This is a genomic window from Streptosporangium sp. G12 (assembly GCF_052983175.1).
The window spans coordinates 64,204-80,986 of sequence record NZ_JBRIQO010000003.1; the positions used below are offsets into that span (position 1 = coordinate 64,204).

The window sequence follows — 16,783 nt, forward strand, 5'->3', positions numbered from 1 at the left end:
GCATCAGATGTAGTGATATCAGTGACATACGGGCTCAATCATCGGGTAGGCATGCCCAATGTCTTCTTTGCGCTACGAAGGGTGGCTGCTGGCCGGGCGCTACCGTCTCCTGGCCGGGCTGGGCAGAGGCGGCACGGCGACGGTGTGGCGCGCCCATGACGACCTCCTCGACCGTGAGGTCGCGGTCAAGGAGGTCGAGCTCCCCGATCACCTGACCGGGCCGGAGCGCGAGGTCCTGCTGGAACGCACGATGCGCGAGGCGCGCCTCGCCGCGCGGCTGAGCCACCCCAACATCGCCGCGGTGTACGACGTGGTGCGGGCCGACGACTCCCTGTGGATCGTGATGCAGCTCGTGCGCTCGCGCAACCTCGCCGAGGTGGTCGCCGAGGAGGGGCCCATGCGCGCGCCCACCCTCGCGCGGGTCGGGCTGGACGTGCTGTCGGCGCTGGAGGCCGCCCACGCGGCCGGAGTCATGCACCGCGACGTCAAACCCGCGAACATCCTGCTCACCGAGGACGGGCACGCCATCCTGACCGACTTCGGGCTGGCCGCCGCCGTCGACGAGGACGTGTCTCTCACCAGGACGGGGATGGTCGTGGGCACGCCCGCCTACATCGCCCCCGAGCGCGCCGGCGGAGTCGCGTCGAGTCCGGAAAGCGACCTGTGGTCCTTCGGGGCCACCCTGTACGCCGCCGCCGAAGGCCGCTCCGCGTTCGGGCGCAGCACCGCGCTGGCCACCCTCGCCGCCGTGCTGACGGCCGATCCCGAACCGTTCCGGCACGCCGGGCCCCTGGCGCCCGTCATCGCCGGCCTGCTCGACAAGGACCCCGCCCGGCGCACCGACGCCGCCCGTGCCCGGAAACAGCTGGAGGACGTGGTCACGCTGTGGGAGCGGGACGCGGACAGCACCGCGGCGCCCTTCCTCGCCGCCGGCGTCGCGGTGCCGGCCGCGGACCAGCGGTCCACCGGGCCTGTCGAGGCCGACCGCCGCTCCACCGGTCACCACTTCCACGGAGACGCCGGTCGTGGTTTCGCGGCGCACCACCTTCGTGAGGAGGCCGGGCCCACCTCGGCACACCGGCGGGTCATCGGGCGCCGGCGCCTGTCGGCGGGTGTCGCGGTTCTGGCCGCCGGCGTTCTCGCCGGCGCGGCCCTCACCGCCGGATGGCGCGGTGGCGAGTCCGGCCGGCCGGAGCCGGTCGCTCCTTCCGGGACCGCTCCCGTCACGGCGCCACAGGCCACCCGTACCCCCGAGACGCGGCAGGTGATCGACGACGAGTACCCCACCGCCGCACCTCGCCGCAGCGGACGGACCGACGTCGCCCCCAGGGCGGCGACCACTACTGGTTCCCCCGGGGCGGGCAAGCCGGGAACCGCCGCGAAGGCCAATCCCAATGCCAACAAGCACAAGGGCAAACCGGCCGGCCACGGGAACGGGAACGGGAACGGGAGAAATCCTTAAGGGAAACGGCAAGGGTCACCGGCCGCGTACCGTGAACATGGGTCTCGACGAGGTCAGGTGATTGTTCTAGCGTGAGGGGCGCCCACCCCTCCGCGACGTTTGGAACGTTCCATGGTGGCTCAGGTGACGCTCGACGCGACCAAGTACGGCGAGGGGCCCTCCCGCGCCTCCGAGATCAAACTCGCTCACCCGTTCGCCGACATCCGGCGCCGCGCCGTCCTGGAACGATCCATTCGGTGGCGGTGAAGACGAGTGCGGGGCCGGTGGTGTCCTTGCTGTCGCGGACGGCGCGGCGCCCGCCGGACAGTCCGGCGACCTCGACGTACTCGCCGCCGTTGCTCGCCGAGCGGGTGGACTTGACCCACGTCGCCTCTGCCGGTTCCCGGTTCACGTCCATCTCTTGGTCGTCTCCTTGATCAGCTTCAGGGACTCGCGCTGGAACAGCGCCTCGACGCGGATCGCCTCGTATCGCAATGCCAGGACGGCGACCTCGTCGGGGCGATCGGTTACCTGGCCCGCACCGGCCGACTCGATGTAGGCCGCGTTGACCACACCCCTGCGCGCGTGCGCGAGGACGAAGCCCCCGCTGACGCCGGTCGTCGTGCGGGCGTCGAGGGGAAGGATCTGGATCGCGATGTCGGGGCGCTCGCCCATCTCGGCGAGGTGGCGGAGCTGCGCCGCCATCACGTCGTCCGCGCCGACGGGGCGGAGCAGGACGCCCTCGTCGATGACCGCCCAGAGCATGGGGCGGTTCGTCCGGTCGAGGATGGCCTGACGCTCTCCTCGGTCCCGATCATCCCGCCTACGGGCGGGTGCGGCTGGCCGTCTCCGGGCTCACCACGAACGCCGTCGAGCACTCCACCTCCGGCCCGGCGGGTGACCTGGTGATGGTCGTCCTGAAGGTGGTCGACGACTTCATGTACGTGGAGGTCACCGACCCCGGCTCCGCGTCGAGCGAGCCGCAGTTGCGGGACTGCCCCTCCCTGGACGCGGAGGACGGGCGAGGGCTGTTCATCGTCGACGAACCATCGGCGGGAAACTGGGGCGTCCGCGACTTCGGGGCGGTCGGCCGTACGGTGTGGTGCGCCATTCCGGCCGCACCCGCAGCTCCCGTGGAAGAGGCCGCCGTTCTCGCCGTACGGCCGGAATAGCGGGTACGGCGTCCCGCGATACGCGTCAATAAGCGGGAAACCAGAATCCCACACTCCACAAATACGGTGTGTATGTCTTGCGGGTTTTCGCTACTCGTCCGTGTAAAGGCAGAACGGGTGTCCGGCGGGGTCGAGGAGGACCCGGACGTCGTCCTGCGGCTGGTGGTCGGCGAGTGTCGCGCCCGTCTCGATCGCGTGGTCGACCGCGCCGTAAAGGTCGTCGACCTCCAGGTCGAGGTGCATCATCATCTGCTGCGAGCCGTCGGCGTTCGGCCAGACCGGGCGTACGTAGTTCTGGGACGTCTGGAAACCCAGGTACGTGACCCCGTCGGCCGGTGCGATCGTGACCCAGCCGGGTTCCTCCTTGGTGATCTTCCAGTCGAGAAGGCGCGCGTAGAACCGCGCGAGTTCCTGTGCGTCGGGTGCGTCGAGTACCACACCCCAGTAGTGAGAGTCCGTTCGTCCGCGCATGGCTGCGTCCTGCCCCGAAAGCCGCTCGGATCACGCGGCGCGTGGACATCACCGAGGTGCTTGTGCGGTTATCGGAGGCGTCAGGCGATATTTCAGAACATATTGTGCTTTCGGGTTGCGGGGCCTTCACGGAGCTCGCAGACTCGTGCTCTGTGATCAACCGGGCGATGGTGACGATGGTGACGATCTGTCTGCTCCTGGGCGGGACCGGTGCCTGCTTGATCCTTGGCGAAACCGGTGCGGCCGAGGTGAGCCCCACCAGGATTCCCGAAGGGTTCCTGCTGACCGAACCCACGGCGAGGGCGCCGCTTCCTCCCGTGGCGGTGGGCGAGGAGTGGTGGAAGATCAGCGACAGTACGTCCCGGCAGTTCGAACTCAACCCCTGTGGCACGAAGGGGAAGTCCCGTGACGGCCGCGTCGCGATGCGAACGATCACGCACCTGACCAGCGGTCCCTCCTACGACAGCGAGCAGCTCGCGCTGTACCCGAGCGCGGGATCCGCCCATGCCGCGTTCCTCAGGCTCAGGACGGACATGAAACGGTGCGCGAGGCAGGAGACCGCCACCCGTCCCGGGCGTGTTCACGTCGGCAGGACTTTGCACGCCGGGGACGAGGCCATGATCGTCGGAAGCCACTTTTCCAGGAAGGGGAAGCGTGATCGTGAACCCAGCTCTCTGTGGGGCGTCGGCCGCCGGGGCGCCGCCCTCTTCCTCTACACCCACGACATCGCCGGCAGAGGAGTGAGCGAGAAGATCGCGGGCCAGGTGAGGAAGATGGCGGAGAAGGTTTGCGCCCTTCGCGGGGTGTGCGGGTAGGACGGTCGTCGCTCTCCTGGACACTGCAGGTATGCATGACGAGAACTCCAGGTCGGGGGATCGCGCCGCCCAGGCGGGGTCCGGCTGTGTGGATCACTCCCGGGCGAGATTCGACTGTGAGAATTACGCCTTTCCCGTACCGGCCCCGTCCAGCGAACGGCCGGCGGCCGACGACCACGGGACGGTGTCGCTGCGGCTGCCGTTCCGGGCTCCGCTGTGCCCCGGCAACCTGTTCGGGCATCTCGCCGCGACCGCCGTGCCCGGGGTGGAGGAGTGGCGCGACGGCGCGTACCGTCGCACGCTGCGCCTGCCGTACGGCCACGGCGTCGTCACCCTGTGGCCGAGGCCCGACCACGTGGGCTGCCGTCTGACCCTCAGCGACCGCCGTGACCTCTCCACCGCGATCAGCCGGTGCCGGAACCTGCTCGACCTCGACGCCGACCCCGCCGTCATCGGAGACGTCCTTCGCGCCGACCCGGCGCTCGCATCGTTCGTGGACGAGCACCCCGGCCGCCGGGTGCCCCGCACCGTCGACGCGTCCGAGCTGGCGGTACGCGCGGTGCTCGGGCAGCAGGTGTCCACCGCGGCCGCCCGCACCCATGCCGCCCGGCTGGTCACCGCGCACGGCGAGCCGATCACGGACCCCGACGGAGGACTCACCCATCTCTTCCCCACCCCGGAGGCGCTGGCCTCGCTGGATCCTACGAGGCTCGCCCTTCCCCGGACGCGCCGCGCGACGCTCACCGGCCTGATCGCCGCCCTGGCGGCCGGTGAGATCGATCTCGGCGCCGGAAGCGACCGGCGCCGAGTCCGGGCGCAGCTCTCGGCGCTTCCCGGACTCGGGCCCTGGACCGTCGAGACCATCGCGATGCGCGCCCTCGGCGACCCCGACGCCTTCATCCCCGCCGACCTCGGGATCCGCGTCGCCGCCCGCAGGCTCGGCCTTCCCGTCACCCCCGCGGCGCTCACCCGCCGTGCCGCCGCCTGGCGCCCCTGGCGCGCCTACGCCGTCCAGTATCTCTGGGCCACCGGCGACCACCTTGTCAACCGGCTGCCCGCGGCGTGAAGCCGGCCGGGCTTCAGGTCGTGCGCTCGGTGACGAACACGAACTCGCGACCCGGGCGATCAGGTGCCTCGCGCACGTCCAGTACGCGGTAGCCGCGGGCGACCAGGCTGGACTCCACCTCGTCGCGGCCGCGGAACCGGAGGGTCGAGTCGGAGGTGACCACCGCGCCGTCCGACAGGAACCGGTAGGTGTGGCGGAAGGAGACGAACGGAAGGCTCACGTCGGTGACCTCGAGACGCTGCTCCACCGGTCCGCTTCCCGGGACATCGCGGATGACCTGAGCATCGTCGGCGGCCCATTCCTCCCAGGCCCGGCGTTCGGGACGCCTGGTCTCGAACACGAGGTGGCCACGTGGACGAAGCGCGGCGTGGATGCCCCGGAGGGTCCGTGTCCAGTCGTCGTCGGTGAGGAAGACCTGTGCCACGTTTCCCGTCATCACCGCGAGATCGGCGCCGAGCGCCGGAACCGCCGTGACATCGCCGTGCACCCAGGTGACCTTCGCGGCGTGATCCTTCGACCTCGCCACCTCAAGTGACGCCTCGGCCGGATCGACACCCACGACGGTACGGCCGCTCTCGGCGAGCAGGACGGCCAGGCATCCCGTCCCGCAGCCGACGTCGAGCACACGGCCCGCGCCCAGCTCGTCGGCGATGCCGAGGTAGGCGGTCAGGTCGTCGCGGTCCCCGTCGAAGGCGTCGTAGACGGGTGCGAGACGAGGGTGAGCGAAGATCGCATCAGGCACCCGGCGACCATATCCACGGTCAGGCGCTCCGGCGACGGATTTTCGGCCGCCAGTGGTCGAGAGGCCGCGCGAACAGGCGACGCCTCGCGATCCGGCTCGACCTCGCCCGTGCCGCGGGTGATCGTGCCGCCGGGGTCGCGGAAGACGTGAGCCCGCCCGGCCCGGCCGGCCGCGCAGGGCCTCCGGGCCTCCGGGCCTCCGGGCCTCCGGGCCTCCGGGTCACCGGGCGTCGAAGGCCGTCCTCGACTCCAGGATGCCGGCGGCGTTGTTCTCCGCCCAGCCTGCCAGGCCGCGGACGACCCCGAGCAGGTCGATCCCGCGGGGGGTCAGCGCGTAGTCGACGCGCGGCGGGGTGGTGTCGTGGACGGTCCGTGTCACCAGGCCGTCTCGCTCCAGCCCTCGCAGCGTCGCGCTGAGCATGCGCTGGGTGATGGGCTCGCTCATCCGGCGCAGCTCGTTGAACCGCCGGGTGCCGTCACCCAGCTGGCAGATGACGACCACCGACCACTTGTCGCCGATCCGGTCGAGCACGTCGCGGATCAGGGCGCGGCCCTGCTCGCACAGGCCGGTGGTGAGGTCGTCCGTCTCGGTGGTCGGATGCGCCATGGCCGACAGTATACGAGAGATACCTGGTTCTGTCCTGGACGGTTCTCCCGGGGATACCTGGGCATGTTGAAGTGCTCTCTTGCCGCCTCCTCCATTCCGATGCAATGGTACGGACAACAGACCTGGTATCTAAAGAGAACTGTCCTGGAGCTGCGGTTATGAAAGTGATTGGGTTTTACGAGTTCGGGGGACCCGACGTTCTGCGGGTCGTCGACCTTCCGGAACCGCACGCCGGGCCCGGTGAGGTCCGGGTGCGGGTGCACGCGGCCGCGGTGAATCCGGCGGACACGCTGCTGCGCGCCGGCGTGCACGCGCAGGCGTTCGCCGGGGTGCCGGCCCCGTACGTCACCGGGATGGACATCGCCGGCGTGATCGACGAGATCGGTCCGGGGACGGAGACCGAGCTGTCCCCGGGGGAGCCGGTGATGGCGATGGTGATGCCGATCGGCCCGGCCGCGGGAGGCTACGCCGAGTACGTGGTGCTGCCGGCCGGCTGGGTCGTCCGCGCACCGGCGGGCATCGATCACGCGGCGGCGGCGACACTGCCGATGAACGGGCTCACCGCGCGGCTGGCACTCGACCAGCTGGCGCTCGCGCCGGGCTCCGTCCTCGCCGTGATCGGGGCCGCCGGGACACTCGGCGGCTACCTGGTCCAGATGGCCGCGCACGCGGGGCTGACCGTGATCGCCGACGCCGCGCCCGCCGACGAGGCCCTGGTCCGCCGCTCCGGCGCGACCGACGTCGTGGCCAGGGGATCCGATGTCGCCGACCGCATCCGGGCCCGGTACCCGGACGGCGTGGACGCGGTCGCCGACACGGCGCTGGTCGGGCCGCGGCTCCTCGACGCCGTACGTGACGGCGGCACGTACGCCCGGTTCCGCACCGGCGACGAACCCGGCGGCCACGAGTTCGACGGCGACGGCCCGATCACGGTGCAGACGACGTTCGTCCCCGACTACGCGGGGCGGACGGACAAGCTGGACCAGGTCCGCCGGCTCGCCGAGGCGGGCGTGCTCATCCCGCGCGTCGCGGCGACCCTGCCCGCCGCCGAGGCGGCCGACGCGCACCGGCGGCTCGCGGCCGGCGGTGTCCGCGGCCGGCTCGTGCTCACCTTCTGACCTTCTGACCTCACCGAACCTCACCGACAAAGGAGTAGCCATGCCCGCACGCTTCGCAGAGAAGGTCATCCTGATCACCGGCGCCACCTCCGGCATGGGCCGTGCCGCCGCCGAGCGGATCGCCGCCGAGGGCGCGAAGGTCGTCCTGGCCGCCCGCGGTAAGGAGGCCGGCGACGCGCTGGCGGCCGGCATCCGCGCCGCCGGAGGCGAGGCCACCTTCGTCCCCGCCGACGTGACGGTGGAGGCCGAGGCGGCCGAGCTGGTCCGCCAGGCGGTCCAGCGGTACGGCCGGCTCGACGGCGCGTTCAACAACGTCGGCGCCGCCACCGCGATCGGCCCGGTGACCGGCATCGACGGCGACGCCTGGCAGGCCGACCTGGCGCTCAACCTCAGCAGCGTCTTCTTCGGCCTGAAGCACCAGATCCCCGCCCTGCGGGCCGCCGGCGGCGGCGCGATCGTGAACAACGCCTCCAACCTCGGCGTCGTCGGAGCGGCGGGCATGGCCTCCTACAGCGCCGCCAAGCACGGCGTCGTCGGGCTCACCCGCTCGGCGGCGCTCGATGAGGCCACGGCCGGCGTACGGATCAACGCCCTGGTCACCGGTGGCGTCGACACCCCGCTGCTGCGCGCCAACCTGGGCCCGACACCCGAGGAGTCCCTGCGCGCGGCCGAGGCGATGCACCCGCTCGGGCGGATCGCCCAGCCGGAGGAGATCGCGGCGTTCGCCGCGTTCCTGCTGAGCGACGAGGCCAGGTTCATCACCGGGGCCGCGCTCGCGATCGACGGCGGGATGACCGCCGCCTGACGACGGATCCCGCCGTGGCGGGCACCGGCCGCCGCCGGGGCGCGGGCGGTGCGGGGCCCGCCGGCCACGGCGCCGTCGCCCGACCTTCCCCGACGAGCGATCGACATCTCATCCCCGTGCCCCCGTCACGGACAACCGTTCAGGAGTGCCACATGACCACCGTGGGTAACGACGACGCGCTGCGGCGCCTTCTCGACATCGAAGAGATCAAGCAGCTCAAGGCGCGCTACTTCCGGTTCCATGACACCAAGAAGTGGGACGAATGGGTCAGGCTGTTCACGCCGGAGATCCATCTCGAGATCGACGGGACGGTGCTCCGCGATCCCGCCGAGCTGGCCCGCATCACCAGCGGCTGGAACGGGAACGCGATCGCCGTCCACCGGGGCTTCATGCCCGAGATCGACATCACCGGTCCCGACACCGCCACCGGTATCTGGAGCATGGACGACTATCTCGAATGGCCCGAGAAGGACGGCCTGCCGCAGGGGATGCGGGGCTACGGGCACTACCACGAGGAGTACCGGAAGATCGACGGCAGGTGGCTGATCAGCCGCCTGAGGCTGGACCGCCTGAAGCTCGAGGTCTTCGAGGGCGGCCTGCCTCCCGTGTGAGGGTGATCCCCCGAGCGTCCGATCCCGGGCTCGTCACCGGCCCACCGGCTCATCGGCTCACCGCGGAGGCCAGGGCACGCACCCGTTCGGCGTGCCGGTCGTGGCCGATGACGACCGGCGGCTCGTTGTACGGCATCGCGTCGGAGGAGCGGCGCAGCTTGACGTACTGCCCGCAGGCGTCGACGGCGTAGGGCTCCATGTCGTCCTGGAGCGCGCCGATCACCGTGATCCCGTACGTCTCGCCGATCCGGCGGAACAGCGCCACCGCCTCCCTGCGGTGCTCCTTGCCGAGGTTGCGGCCGAGCTCGTCGAGGACCAGGCACAGGTGCCCGCCGCCCGAGGACGCGATCGCCGCCGCGCAGACCAGCTTCACCGCCTTCTCGTCCATCAGCGCGGTGTTGGCCCGCCGGTTGTACGGTACGAACCCCTGCCCCTCGCCCCTGCGCCACTTGGGCGTCACCCGCCACGCCCAGCGCTGCTCGGGGTCGGCGGGCGCGGGCGGGACGGGGAACTCCAGCGTCGCGCCGTAACCGCCGTAGGAGGTGTCGAGCTTGTCGAACTCCTCGGCCACCCGGGTCAGCCGCGCCCTGATCGCGGCGGTCAGCGCGGACCGGTGCACGGCGGTGGACTGGGCCGCCTCCTCGGCACCCCTGGCGGCGGCCGTCAGGTCGCGCTGCCGGGTGACGATCTGCGTCTCGATCTGGCGGCGCCGGTGCCGCTCGTAGTCCTCCTGACCGCGCAGGTAGGACGCGAGCGCCGAGCACACGCCGGGGAACGTCGCCTGCTCGCGGGCGGTGCGCCCGGCGCCCGGCGCGGTCCGTTCCCTGACCAGGAAGCGAAGCTCCTCGGGCATCTCCTCGTCCTCGCCGGGGAATGTGTCGCGCAGCGCCTCGTCCAGGCGGCGCTCGGCGGCCCGCCACCACTCCTCGGACGTCAGCGGGCGCTCCTGCTCGTCCAGGGCGCCCAGCCATTCGCGGGCTCCGTCGACGGTGCCGCCCCAGTCACCGGCCAGCGTGTCCAGCCCGAGCGCGTCGCGGTCGGCGGTGATCCTCGCCGCCTGCTCCGCGGCCTGGTCGCGGTCGGACTCGTGCCGGGCCCTGCGGCCCTCCAGACGCTCGATCTCCATGTTTCTCGTACGGGCGCGGAAGTCCAGGGCGCTCGCCCGGCGTTCGGCCTCGTCGACCTTCGGCGCGATCCCGGCCAGCGCCCCGGACAGCTCGGTGAGCGCGCTCCGGCGCTCGGCCAGCCGGCGCTCGATGTCGGCCAGCTGCACGGACGCCTTCGCCCCCTCGAGCCTCCTGCCCGCCTCGGCCACGGCGTCCTCCGCGGCCCGTACGACCGCCGCCGCGCTCTCCTGGGTGTCACGCGCCCGGTGCAGGCGCTGCTCGGCCGCCTTGATGCGGGCCTCCCTGCCGGTGACCGCGACCTCGAACGATCCCACGACGGTGACCCCCGCCGCGCTGACCAGCACCGATCCGGGCAGCGCGCCCAGGGCGCGCGCGGCGGCCGCCAGGTCGGCCGCGTCGACGATCACCGCGTGCTCGTGCGGCCACCCGCGAGCTCCCAGCGCGGGGGCGGCCGCACCGTCGCGGCGCGGCGCGGCCTCGTCGTCGCGGGCCTGCTCGGCGACGTCGATCGCGTCGAGCAGGCCGGTCGCCCCGACACCCGCCTCGGCGAGCGCGTTGAGCTGGGCCGCCGCCGGGCCGCCCTCGGCGTCGTCCAGCGCGGCCTTCGCCCCCTCGGCCTCCCGGTCGGCCACGCCCAGCGCCTTCAGCGCCTCGTTCAGCCGCGTCCTGGCCTCGGCCAGCTCGGCACCCGCCGCCGCCACGTCGCGCCCGTCGGCCAGGCGGCGCTGTTCCTCGAGACCGGGAATCCAGCCGCGCAGCTCGTCGACCGAGTTCTCCGCCACCGCCCGGTCGGCGTCCAGCTTCGCCGCGCGTGCCTGCAGGGTGGTCAGCTCCCTGCGAGCCTCGGCCAGCCCGCGCTCCAGGGTGTCGTCCTTGAGCGTGGCGATCTCGGCCCTGACCTCGGCGATCGCCTCCGTGGCACGGTCGCCCGCCGCGCGGACCCGCTCCAGCTCGGCCGCCAGCGCCTCGTCCCGCTGCCCGGCATCGGCCAGCCTGCGCGCCAGCCGCCCCCGCCAGCAGCGCAGCGCGTCGGCCAGCCGGACCCGGGCCCGGTCACGCCTGTCGAAGGTCTCCAGGAGCGTGCGGGACTCGCCCTCGAACTCCCGGAGCAGCTCCACGGCCCGCGTCGCCCGCACCCGCCTGGCGTGCTCGTCGCGGCGGGCCTCCCGCTCCTGGTCGAGCTCGGAGTCCAGGCCGGTCAGCGCGGCGATCGCCTCGAAGACCCGTTCGGGGGAGATCTCGTTGAGCGGCTGGGAGAGCAGGTTGGTGGCGACCTTGCTCCGTACCGAGGTCGACAGGAACGACACGCACCTGACGCGGTCGCCGTACAGGACCCTGGTCAGGTCGCGCGCCACCACGTCGCGGCGTCCCGCCGAGCGGGGCAGCGCCGCCCACAGCTCGTCGGCCCGCGCCACCCGCTCGGCCTCCGAGGCCGCCGCCGCCAGGTGCACCCCCTGGATCCACCTGATCTCCAGATGCGGGGCCTCCTGGTTGACCCGCAGCCACACGGTCACCGCGTCGTCCAGGGAGGCACGGTCCGGGGAGCCGGTGTCCCCGGAGTTCCGGGAAACCGTGCCCGAGGAGCCGCCCGGAGAGACGCCGTCCACGGGGTCGGCGTTCGCGGAATCGGTGTCCGCGGGGCCGGTGGGGACGGGGCCGGTGGGGACGGAGTCCGTGGAGCCGGAGCCGGTGTGCGCGGGGTCGGCCGCCGCGAAGACGCCGACGATGTAGCCGTGGTCGGCGCTGGCCCACGTCCGGCCACCGCCGCCCGCCGCGAGCTCGGCGTTGAACAGCAGCTCCGCGACGGATTTCGCCCCCGAGGCGAAACGCCACTGCTCGTCCCCGAGCAACGCGGTGATCATCGCGATGAACGACGACTTGCCCGCGCCGTTGGAATCCTTCGGCCCCGCGCCCGCGACCACGATCAGCGTGCCCGGCACGGTCGGCACCGGGTGGGTCGAGAGCCGGGAGATGTTGACCGGCTGCACGGCGATCAGCACCCGGTCGCCCACCACGTTCTCGCTCGGGGCGGTGGCGCGGGTCGCCTCCACGGGGACCAGGGTCGCCTGCGTCCCGCCCGGGTCCCCGGCGGTCTCGGAACCCCTGGTCCTCCCGCTCCGGGCACCCTCCGCCCGGACGTTCCCGGTGCGAGCGGCTCCGGTGGCCTCGGCCGGGGAGGCCTTTCCGGCCCCGGCCGTGCCGGTGCGGTTCTCCGTGGCCCCGGCTCGGCTCCCGCGTGAGCTCTTCTCGGCCTGGTTCCGCTGGTCGGTCAACCCCGTCGTTCCTTTCTTCCATCCTGCTTCCGGTGCCTGGAGCGCCGGATCTCCGGCACCCCGCCCCGGGTTCCGCTCATCGTGAGCGACGGCCTCTTCGCGTCCGCCCGGCACCGGGCCCACCGGGGTCTCCGGGGTCTCCGGCGCCCCGCCTTCGCGAGGGGCGGTCTTTCCGGACCCGCTCACCGCCGGTTGGCCCGTACGGCCGCCGCCAGCGGGGTGTGCGGTCCCGCGGCGAGGATCAGCTCCTCCTGCAGGCGGCGCCTGGCCTGCGGGGTCAGCCGGTGGAACTGCGGCCCCGGCACGTAACCCCCGGCCTCCTCGCCCGCCTTCACCTGGGTTACCAGGCCCGCGTGGCGCAGGACGCGCAACGCGGCGTCCAGCTCACCGATCGGCAGCCTGGTGTGCCGCCGAAGCTCGTCGATCTGGGCGGGGAACGGCGAGAGCCAGCTGTCGGCGGGCAGCAGGCCGTCGGCCCGCGGGATCGCCACCGAGTGGATCAGCACGAGCACCAGGACCGCCCGCTCGGACTCACCCAGAGCCGAGCCCGCTCCCGGGGTGGCACCCGTCCCCGGGACCGTTCCCGGCGTCGGGCCCGATCCAGCGCTCGGACCCGGCCCGGCGGGCACACCCCCTCCCGCGAGCGTCTCGGCCGCGTAGCCCGAGGTCCACGCGTCGCGGTCGTGGACGAGGACCCGGCCGCGGCGCTCCAGCATCTCGGCGAGCGCGCGGCGCAGCACCGGGTCGCGCAACGCGGGAAAACGGGCCTCGTGCACCGGCTCGGCCGCGTGCTCCACCGCCATGAAGGCCGCCACGACCTCGGCCCTGCGCCGCTCGTCGAACGGGCCGAGCAGATCCTCGTCCACCTCCTCGGGAACCGTGACACCGGCCCCCGTCTCCACGCCGTCAAGGACGCCCTCGGCGACCGGGAGCACCTCCGGGCCGCCCGGAACCTCCTCGCCGGCGGGCAGCCGGCGCATCAGCTCCCGCAACTGGGCGTGCGACGCGGCGGGCCAGGAGGCGCACCGGGGGCCGAGCCGTACGAGACCGCCGGTGACCTCCAGCCAGGCCGAGTCGTGCAGGCGGCGCAGCGCGCCGACCGCCCAGTTGCGCATGAGGTCGTCGCCGCGCCCGATCAGCGCCCGGTACGCCGACAGCACGTCGTCCACCGTGGCCGCGGTGCCGGGCCAGGGGTCGGCGGACAGGTCCGTCCAGCAACACCGCAGCGCCGCGGCCAGCACCCGCCGGGTCTCCCCGGATCGTTCCACCGCCATCGGCGCGACCTGGTATTCCTCCAGGAGCGACGGGGTCGCCCCGTCGGGCCAGACCGGCAACGCCAGGCCCGTCCCGTCGCCGCGCCCCAGCCGTGCCATCCCGGCGGGAGCCGCCTCTCCGGCTCCGAGCGGGAGGGGACCGCCCGCCCTGGCACGGACGTGCGCCGTCCGGGACGGCTCGGTGCCGGACGCCGGGGCCGTCGCGGCCGGTGTGTGTCGCGGATCAGCCGGCACCGCCGGTCCTTTCGAGGTGGCCGTGGGAGAGCCAGGCGGGCTCGCCGCCGGGGTCGGCGGTGAGCCCGTCGGACCAGCGCAGGCGGTAGGGGGAGTCGGGACGCAGGTCGGCGGAGACGAGGTCGGCCAGCAGCCGGCGGGCGGAGACCCACTCGCCGTCGGCGGTGAGCAGCTCCTCCAGCCGGACGGTGGAGCGCCCGGCGAGCGCGGCCTCGGCCACCGCGGTCAGGTGGTCGAGCCCGTCGGTGCCGGGGTCGTGGGTGCCGGCGGGACCGGGGTCGGGCAGGGCCGAGCGCGGGGGAGTGGGCTGGGCGGGTGCCGGGCGGGGGCTCTCGTCCACGGCTCTGACGATCGCCGCCGGGTCGTGCCAGGGGGCGGGGGCGTCGAAGACGAACCCGTCGAGCACCGCGGCCAGGCGCTCCCTGCTCGCGGTCTGCGCGAAGGTGCGCCAGGTCTCCGCGGGGAGCAGCGTCAGGTTCCTCGTCGTGCCCGCGGAGTCGGCCAGACGCCCGGCGGCGCGGCGCGAGGCGTCGCTGTAGGAGTAGATCGCGGCGCGCAGCTCGGTGCAGGTGCGGTCGAGGTCGGGCCAGCGGGTGAGGATGGTGCCGTGCAGGCTCTGCGCCCGCCGGGCGATCTCCTCGGTGCCCCACAGCTTGGGCGCCTGCTCACGCAGCTCCTCGATGGTGCCGCCGGTCAGGGTGATCAGCTCCAGCGCCCACAGCCGGAAGGCGCGCGACAGGTTCTGCGCGCTGGCGCGGGCCTCCTCCATCGTGGTGCGGGGGTCGGCCACGTTGAGGTCTTCGAGCGCGAGCAGGCGGTGCATCTCCGACTGGCCGCCGTCGTCCATCATCCGGCGGATGAACATCAGCCCCACCACGCTGGTGAACGACGCGCGGTAGCGGAGCTGGTTGGGCTTGGGGAACACCTCGCGGATCGCGCCGAGACCGCGCAGGACCCGGAGCCGGTTCTCGAACCGGTCGAGCGGGTAGGCCCGGCAGACGTGGCGCATCTGTTCGTGGGTCAGCCACTCCTCGCCCGCCTCGGCGAACGCCGCGAACAGCGTCTCGGCGATGTCGACCAGCGTGGGGTCGTCCACCACCGCGCCGCTGTCGCGGGCGAGCGCCGCGAACATGCGGCGGTAGGTCGAGAGCACGGCCTCCTCGGTGAGGGCCGAGTCGAGCGTGATCTCGTGGTTCGTCTCTGGCACGCGCCCTACCGTAAGGCTTGTGCCCGACAATCCTGACCCGGACCGCCGAGAAGTGCCCGTGGCCCGCGACCGGGCCGAGGTGTCACCCGTCAGACTCGGAGCCCTTCGCGGACGATGGCGAGCATGCGGGCGCGCGCATCCGGGTCGAGGGTGTGGCGCTCGCGGTCGAGGCAGCCGGTGAGCAGCGCCTTGACATCGGCGATGTCGGCGTCGGCGCGGACGACGCCCGCTTCCTGGGCGCGCCGGAGCAGCTCTTCCCAGGCTCCCATGACGTCGTAGGCGTCGTCGGCGGCGACGGCCTGGAAGTCGAACCCGGCACCCGCGAGCGCGTCGACGATCCCCTTGTTGGCCGCGCCCTCCTCGACCATGAGGGCGAAGAAGGCGAAGAACGCCTCGCCCGGCTCCTCGCCGTCCGCCAGTTCGCCCGCCGTGCGCACGAGCTGTTCCATGCGGTCCAGCAGGACCGCCGCGAACAGCGACTCCTTGGTGGGGAAGTGGCGGCTGACGGTGCCGGTCCCCACACCTGCCCGCCGCGCGATCTCGTGCACGGGCACCGACAGCCCCTCCTCGGCGAAGGTCCGCGCCGCGACCTGTAGGACCTGTGCCCTGTTGCGCCGGGCGTCGGCACGCAATGGCCTGCTGCTCACTCGGGTGTACTCCAAGATCGATAGACAAACGGGATGGCCGTCCCGTATATTTTCCGGATAACCGGGACGTTCATCCCGGATTCTACCCGTCATTCCCTCGACGAAAGGCTCTGCCATGCGTACGGTCACACTCGGCGGCACCGGTATGAAGGTCCCGGCGCTCGGCCTGGGCTGCATGGGGCTGAGCGAATTCCTCGGCCCGACCGACCGCGACCAATCCCTGGCCACCCTGCGGAAGGCCGCCGAACTCGGCGTGACCCTGCTGGACACGTCCGACTACTACGGCGTCGACTTCGCCAACGAACGCCTGATCGGTGACTTCCTGGCCGCGAACGGACGCGACGGCATCACCGTCGCCACCAAGTTCGCCGCGATCCGCAAGCCCGGAACCGGAGAGCTGGTGGGCGTGCGCAGCGATCCCGAGTACGTCCGCGACGCCTGCGAGGCGAGCCTGCGACGGCTGGGCGTCGACCACATCGACCTGTACTACCTGCACCACCCCGACTACACGACCCCGATCGAGGACACCGTCGGAGCGATGGCGGAGCTGGTCGCCGCGGGCAAGATCCGGTACGTCGGCCTGTCCAACGTGACCGCCGGGCAACTGCGGGCCGGGCACGCGGCACATCCGATCACCGCGGTGCAGAACGAGTGGTCGCTGTTCACCCGCGAGTACGAGGACTCGGTGGTGCCGGTCTGCGCCGAACTCGGCATCGGCTTCGTCGCCTACTCGCCGTTCAGCCGCGGCTTCCTCACCGGGCGGATCACCTCCACCGAGGGGCTGGCCGAGGACGACGTGCGGCGCGGCCTGCCCCGGTTCGACTCCGCCAACGCCGGGCACAACGCCTCACTGCTCGCCCCGATCCGGCGCATCGCCGACGCCCGTGGCGTGACGATGGCGCAGGTCGCCCTCGCCTGGCTGCTGGCGTGCTCCGACAGGCACGGCGTCACCGTCGTACCGATCCCCGGCACCCGCGACCGGAGACGGCTGGCGGAGAACGTCGGCGCGCTCGACATCACGCTGACCGACGACGAACTCGCCGACCTCGAACCCCTCGCGGCCCAGGTCGAAGGCGACCGTATGCCCCCGCCGCCCGACCTGGGCTGAACGCCCGCCCACCTGTCACCCCGGTGTCACCGCGCGATCCACCGTCGAGGACGCCGCCGGTGACAC

Annotated in this window: 15 protein-coding genes and 2 pseudogenes; 8 read left to right on the top strand and 9 right to left on the bottom strand. The window is 72.7% G+C overall.

Going from position 1 to position 16,783, the window contains the following annotated elements:
• The first annotated feature begins 58 nt into the window (after nt 1-58).
• Nucleotides 59-1,462 carry a protein kinase domain-containing protein gene (locus ACVCAG_RS05400; protein ID WP_440082238.1) on the top strand — a complete coding sequence of 468 codons (1,404 nt, stop codon included), beginning with the start codon at nt 59-61 and terminating at the stop codon, nt 1,460-1,462.
• Between the two features lie 175 nt (nt 1,463-1,637).
• On the opposite strand, the gene ACVCAG_RS05405 is transcribed toward ACVCAG_RS05400, so the two are convergent.
• Entirely contained in the window at nt 1,638-1,859 is a 222-nt protein-coding gene (locus tag ACVCAG_RS05405) for a DUF397 domain-containing protein (protein ID WP_440082239.1), read from the bottom strand.
• Nucleotides 1,850-2,245 (bottom strand): annotated as a pseudogene (locus tag ACVCAG_RS05410) (DUF5753 domain-containing protein); the annotation flags it as partial. The gene ACVCAG_RS05405 and the pseudogene ACVCAG_RS05410, both read right to left, overlap by 10 nt.
• 20 nt (nt 2,246-2,265) lie before the next feature.
• Between ACVCAG_RS05410 and ACVCAG_RS05415 the strand changes: the two are divergent.
• Nucleotides 2,266-2,613: pseudogene (locus tag ACVCAG_RS05415) on the top strand (ATP-binding protein); the annotation flags it as partial.
• A 90-nt stretch (nt 2,614-2,703) separates the two neighbouring features.
• Here ACVCAG_RS05415 and ACVCAG_RS05420 read toward each other — a convergent pair.
• Entirely contained in the window at nt 2,704-3,084 is a 381-nt protein-coding gene (locus tag ACVCAG_RS05420; protein ID WP_440082240.1) for a VOC family protein, read from the bottom strand.
• Nucleotides 3,085-3,125: 41 nt separating this feature from the next.
• On the opposite strand from ACVCAG_RS05420, the gene ACVCAG_RS05425 reads away from it, so the two are divergent.
• Both ACVCAG_RS05425 and ACVCAG_RS05430 read left to right on the top strand, forming a co-directional pair.
• Nucleotides 3,126-3,899 carry a hypothetical protein gene (locus tag ACVCAG_RS05425; protein WP_447189549.1) on the top strand — a complete coding sequence of 258 codons (774 nt, stop codon included), beginning with the start codon at nt 3,126-3,128 and terminating at the stop codon, nt 3,897-3,899.
• 31 nt (nt 3,900-3,930) lie between these two features.
• Nucleotides 3,931-4,965 (top strand): DNA-3-methyladenine glycosylase family protein, encoded by a 1,035-nt coding sequence (locus tag ACVCAG_RS05430; protein WP_447189550.1) that lies wholly within the window; start codon nt 3,931-3,933, stop codon nt 4,963-4,965.
• 13 nt (nt 4,966-4,978) lie between these two features.
• Here the strand turns inward: ACVCAG_RS05430 and ACVCAG_RS05435 are convergent, their stop codons facing one another.
• Together ACVCAG_RS05435 and ACVCAG_RS05440 are read right to left on the bottom strand one after the other, a co-directional pair.
• On the bottom strand, nt 4,979-5,707 hold the full coding sequence (locus tag ACVCAG_RS05435) for a methyltransferase domain-containing protein (RefSeq protein ID WP_440082243.1): 729 nt from the start codon (nt 5,705-5,707) through the stop codon (nt 4,979-4,981).
• Between the two features lie 219 nt (nt 5,708-5,926).
• Nucleotides 5,927-6,313 (bottom strand): winged helix-turn-helix transcriptional regulator, encoded by a 387-nt coding sequence (locus ACVCAG_RS05440; protein WP_440082244.1) that lies wholly within the window; start codon nt 6,311-6,313, stop codon nt 5,927-5,929.
• Between the two features lie 158 nt (nt 6,314-6,471).
• Between ACVCAG_RS05440 and ACVCAG_RS05445 the strand changes: the two genes are divergently transcribed.
• From ACVCAG_RS05445 to ACVCAG_RS05455, 3 genes are all read left to right on the top strand, one after another.
• The gene (locus ACVCAG_RS05445; RefSeq protein ID WP_447189551.1) at nt 6,472-7,431 is read left to right on the top strand and encodes an NADP-dependent oxidoreductase; all 960 of its coding nucleotides are present in this window, start codon (nt 6,472-6,474) and stop codon (nt 7,429-7,431) included.
• Between the two features lie 40 nt (nt 7,432-7,471).
• Nucleotides 7,472-8,236: an SDR family oxidoreductase gene (locus ACVCAG_RS05450; RefSeq protein ID WP_440082246.1), complete on the top strand. Its 765-nt coding sequence runs from the start codon at nt 7,472-7,474 to the stop codon at nt 8,234-8,236.
• A 152-nt stretch (nt 8,237-8,388) separates the two neighbouring features.
• Nucleotides 8,389-8,847, top strand: a complete 459-nt coding sequence (locus ACVCAG_RS05455; RefSeq protein WP_440082247.1) for a nuclear transport factor 2 family protein — start codon at nt 8,389-8,391, stop codon at nt 8,845-8,847.
• 49 nt (nt 8,848-8,896) lie between these two features.
• On the opposite strand, the gene ACVCAG_RS05460 is transcribed toward ACVCAG_RS05455, so the two are convergent.
• The 4 genes from ACVCAG_RS05460 to ACVCAG_RS05475 form a co-directional block, all read right to left on the bottom strand.
• Nucleotides 8,897-12,247 (bottom strand): chromosome partitioning protein ParA, encoded by a 3,351-nt coding sequence (locus ACVCAG_RS05460; protein WP_447189552.1) that lies wholly within the window; start codon nt 12,245-12,247, stop codon nt 8,897-8,899.
• A 182-nt stretch (nt 12,248-12,429) separates the two neighbouring features.
• Nucleotides 12,430-13,755, bottom strand: coding sequence for a hypothetical protein (locus tag ACVCAG_RS05465; RefSeq protein ID WP_440082249.1), 1,326 nt, complete (start codon nt 13,753-13,755; stop codon nt 12,430-12,432).
• On the bottom strand, nt 13,745-14,962 hold the full coding sequence (locus ACVCAG_RS05470) for a hypothetical protein (protein ID WP_440082250.1): 1,218 nt from the start codon (nt 14,960-14,962) through the stop codon (nt 13,745-13,747). Before ACVCAG_RS05470 ends, ACVCAG_RS05465 begins: the two co-directional genes overlap by 11 nt.
• An 89-nt stretch (nt 14,963-15,051) precedes the next feature.
• Nucleotides 15,052-15,609, bottom strand: a complete 558-nt coding sequence (locus tag ACVCAG_RS05475) for an SbtR family transcriptional regulator (protein ID WP_440082251.1) — start codon at nt 15,607-15,609, stop codon at nt 15,052-15,054.
• Between the two features lie 115 nt (nt 15,610-15,724).
• On the opposite strand from ACVCAG_RS05475, the gene ACVCAG_RS05480 reads away from it, so the two are divergent.
• The gene (locus ACVCAG_RS05480; protein WP_440082252.1) at nt 15,725-16,717 is read left to right on the top strand and encodes an aldo/keto reductase; all 993 of its coding nucleotides are present in this window, start codon (nt 15,725-15,727) and stop codon (nt 16,715-16,717) included.
• Nucleotides 16,718-16,783: the final 66 nt, after the last annotated feature.

Coding starts and splice junctions, on each gene's coding strand:
- ACVCAG_RS05400 (WP_440082238.1), top strand. CDS start 59: ATGTCTTCTTTGCGCTACGAAGGGTGGCTGCTGGCCGGGCGCTACCGT.
- ACVCAG_RS05405 (WP_440082239.1), bottom strand. CDS start 1,859: ATGGACGTGAACCGGGAACCGGCAGAGGCGACGTGGGTCAAGTCCACC.
- ACVCAG_RS05420 (WP_440082240.1), bottom strand. CDS start 3,084: ATGCGCGGACGAACGGACTCTCACTACTGGGGTGTGGTACTCGACGCA.
- ACVCAG_RS05430 (WP_447189550.1), top strand. CDS start 3,931: ATGCATGACGAGAACTCCAGGTCGGGGGATCGCGCCGCCCAGGCGGGG.
- ACVCAG_RS05440 (WP_440082244.1), bottom strand. CDS start 6,313: ATGGCGCATCCGACCACCGAGACGGACGACCTCACCACCGGCCTGTGC.
- ACVCAG_RS05445 (WP_447189551.1), top strand. CDS start 6,472: ATGAAAGTGATTGGGTTTTACGAGTTCGGGGGACCCGACGTTCTGCGG.
- ACVCAG_RS05450 (WP_440082246.1), top strand. CDS start 7,472: ATGCCCGCACGCTTCGCAGAGAAGGTCATCCTGATCACCGGCGCCACC.
- ACVCAG_RS05455 (WP_440082247.1), top strand. CDS start 8,389: ATGACCACCGTGGGTAACGACGACGCGCTGCGGCGCCTTCTCGACATC.
- ACVCAG_RS05480 (WP_440082252.1), top strand. CDS start 15,725: ATGCGTACGGTCACACTCGGCGGCACCGGTATGAAGGTCCCGGCGCTC.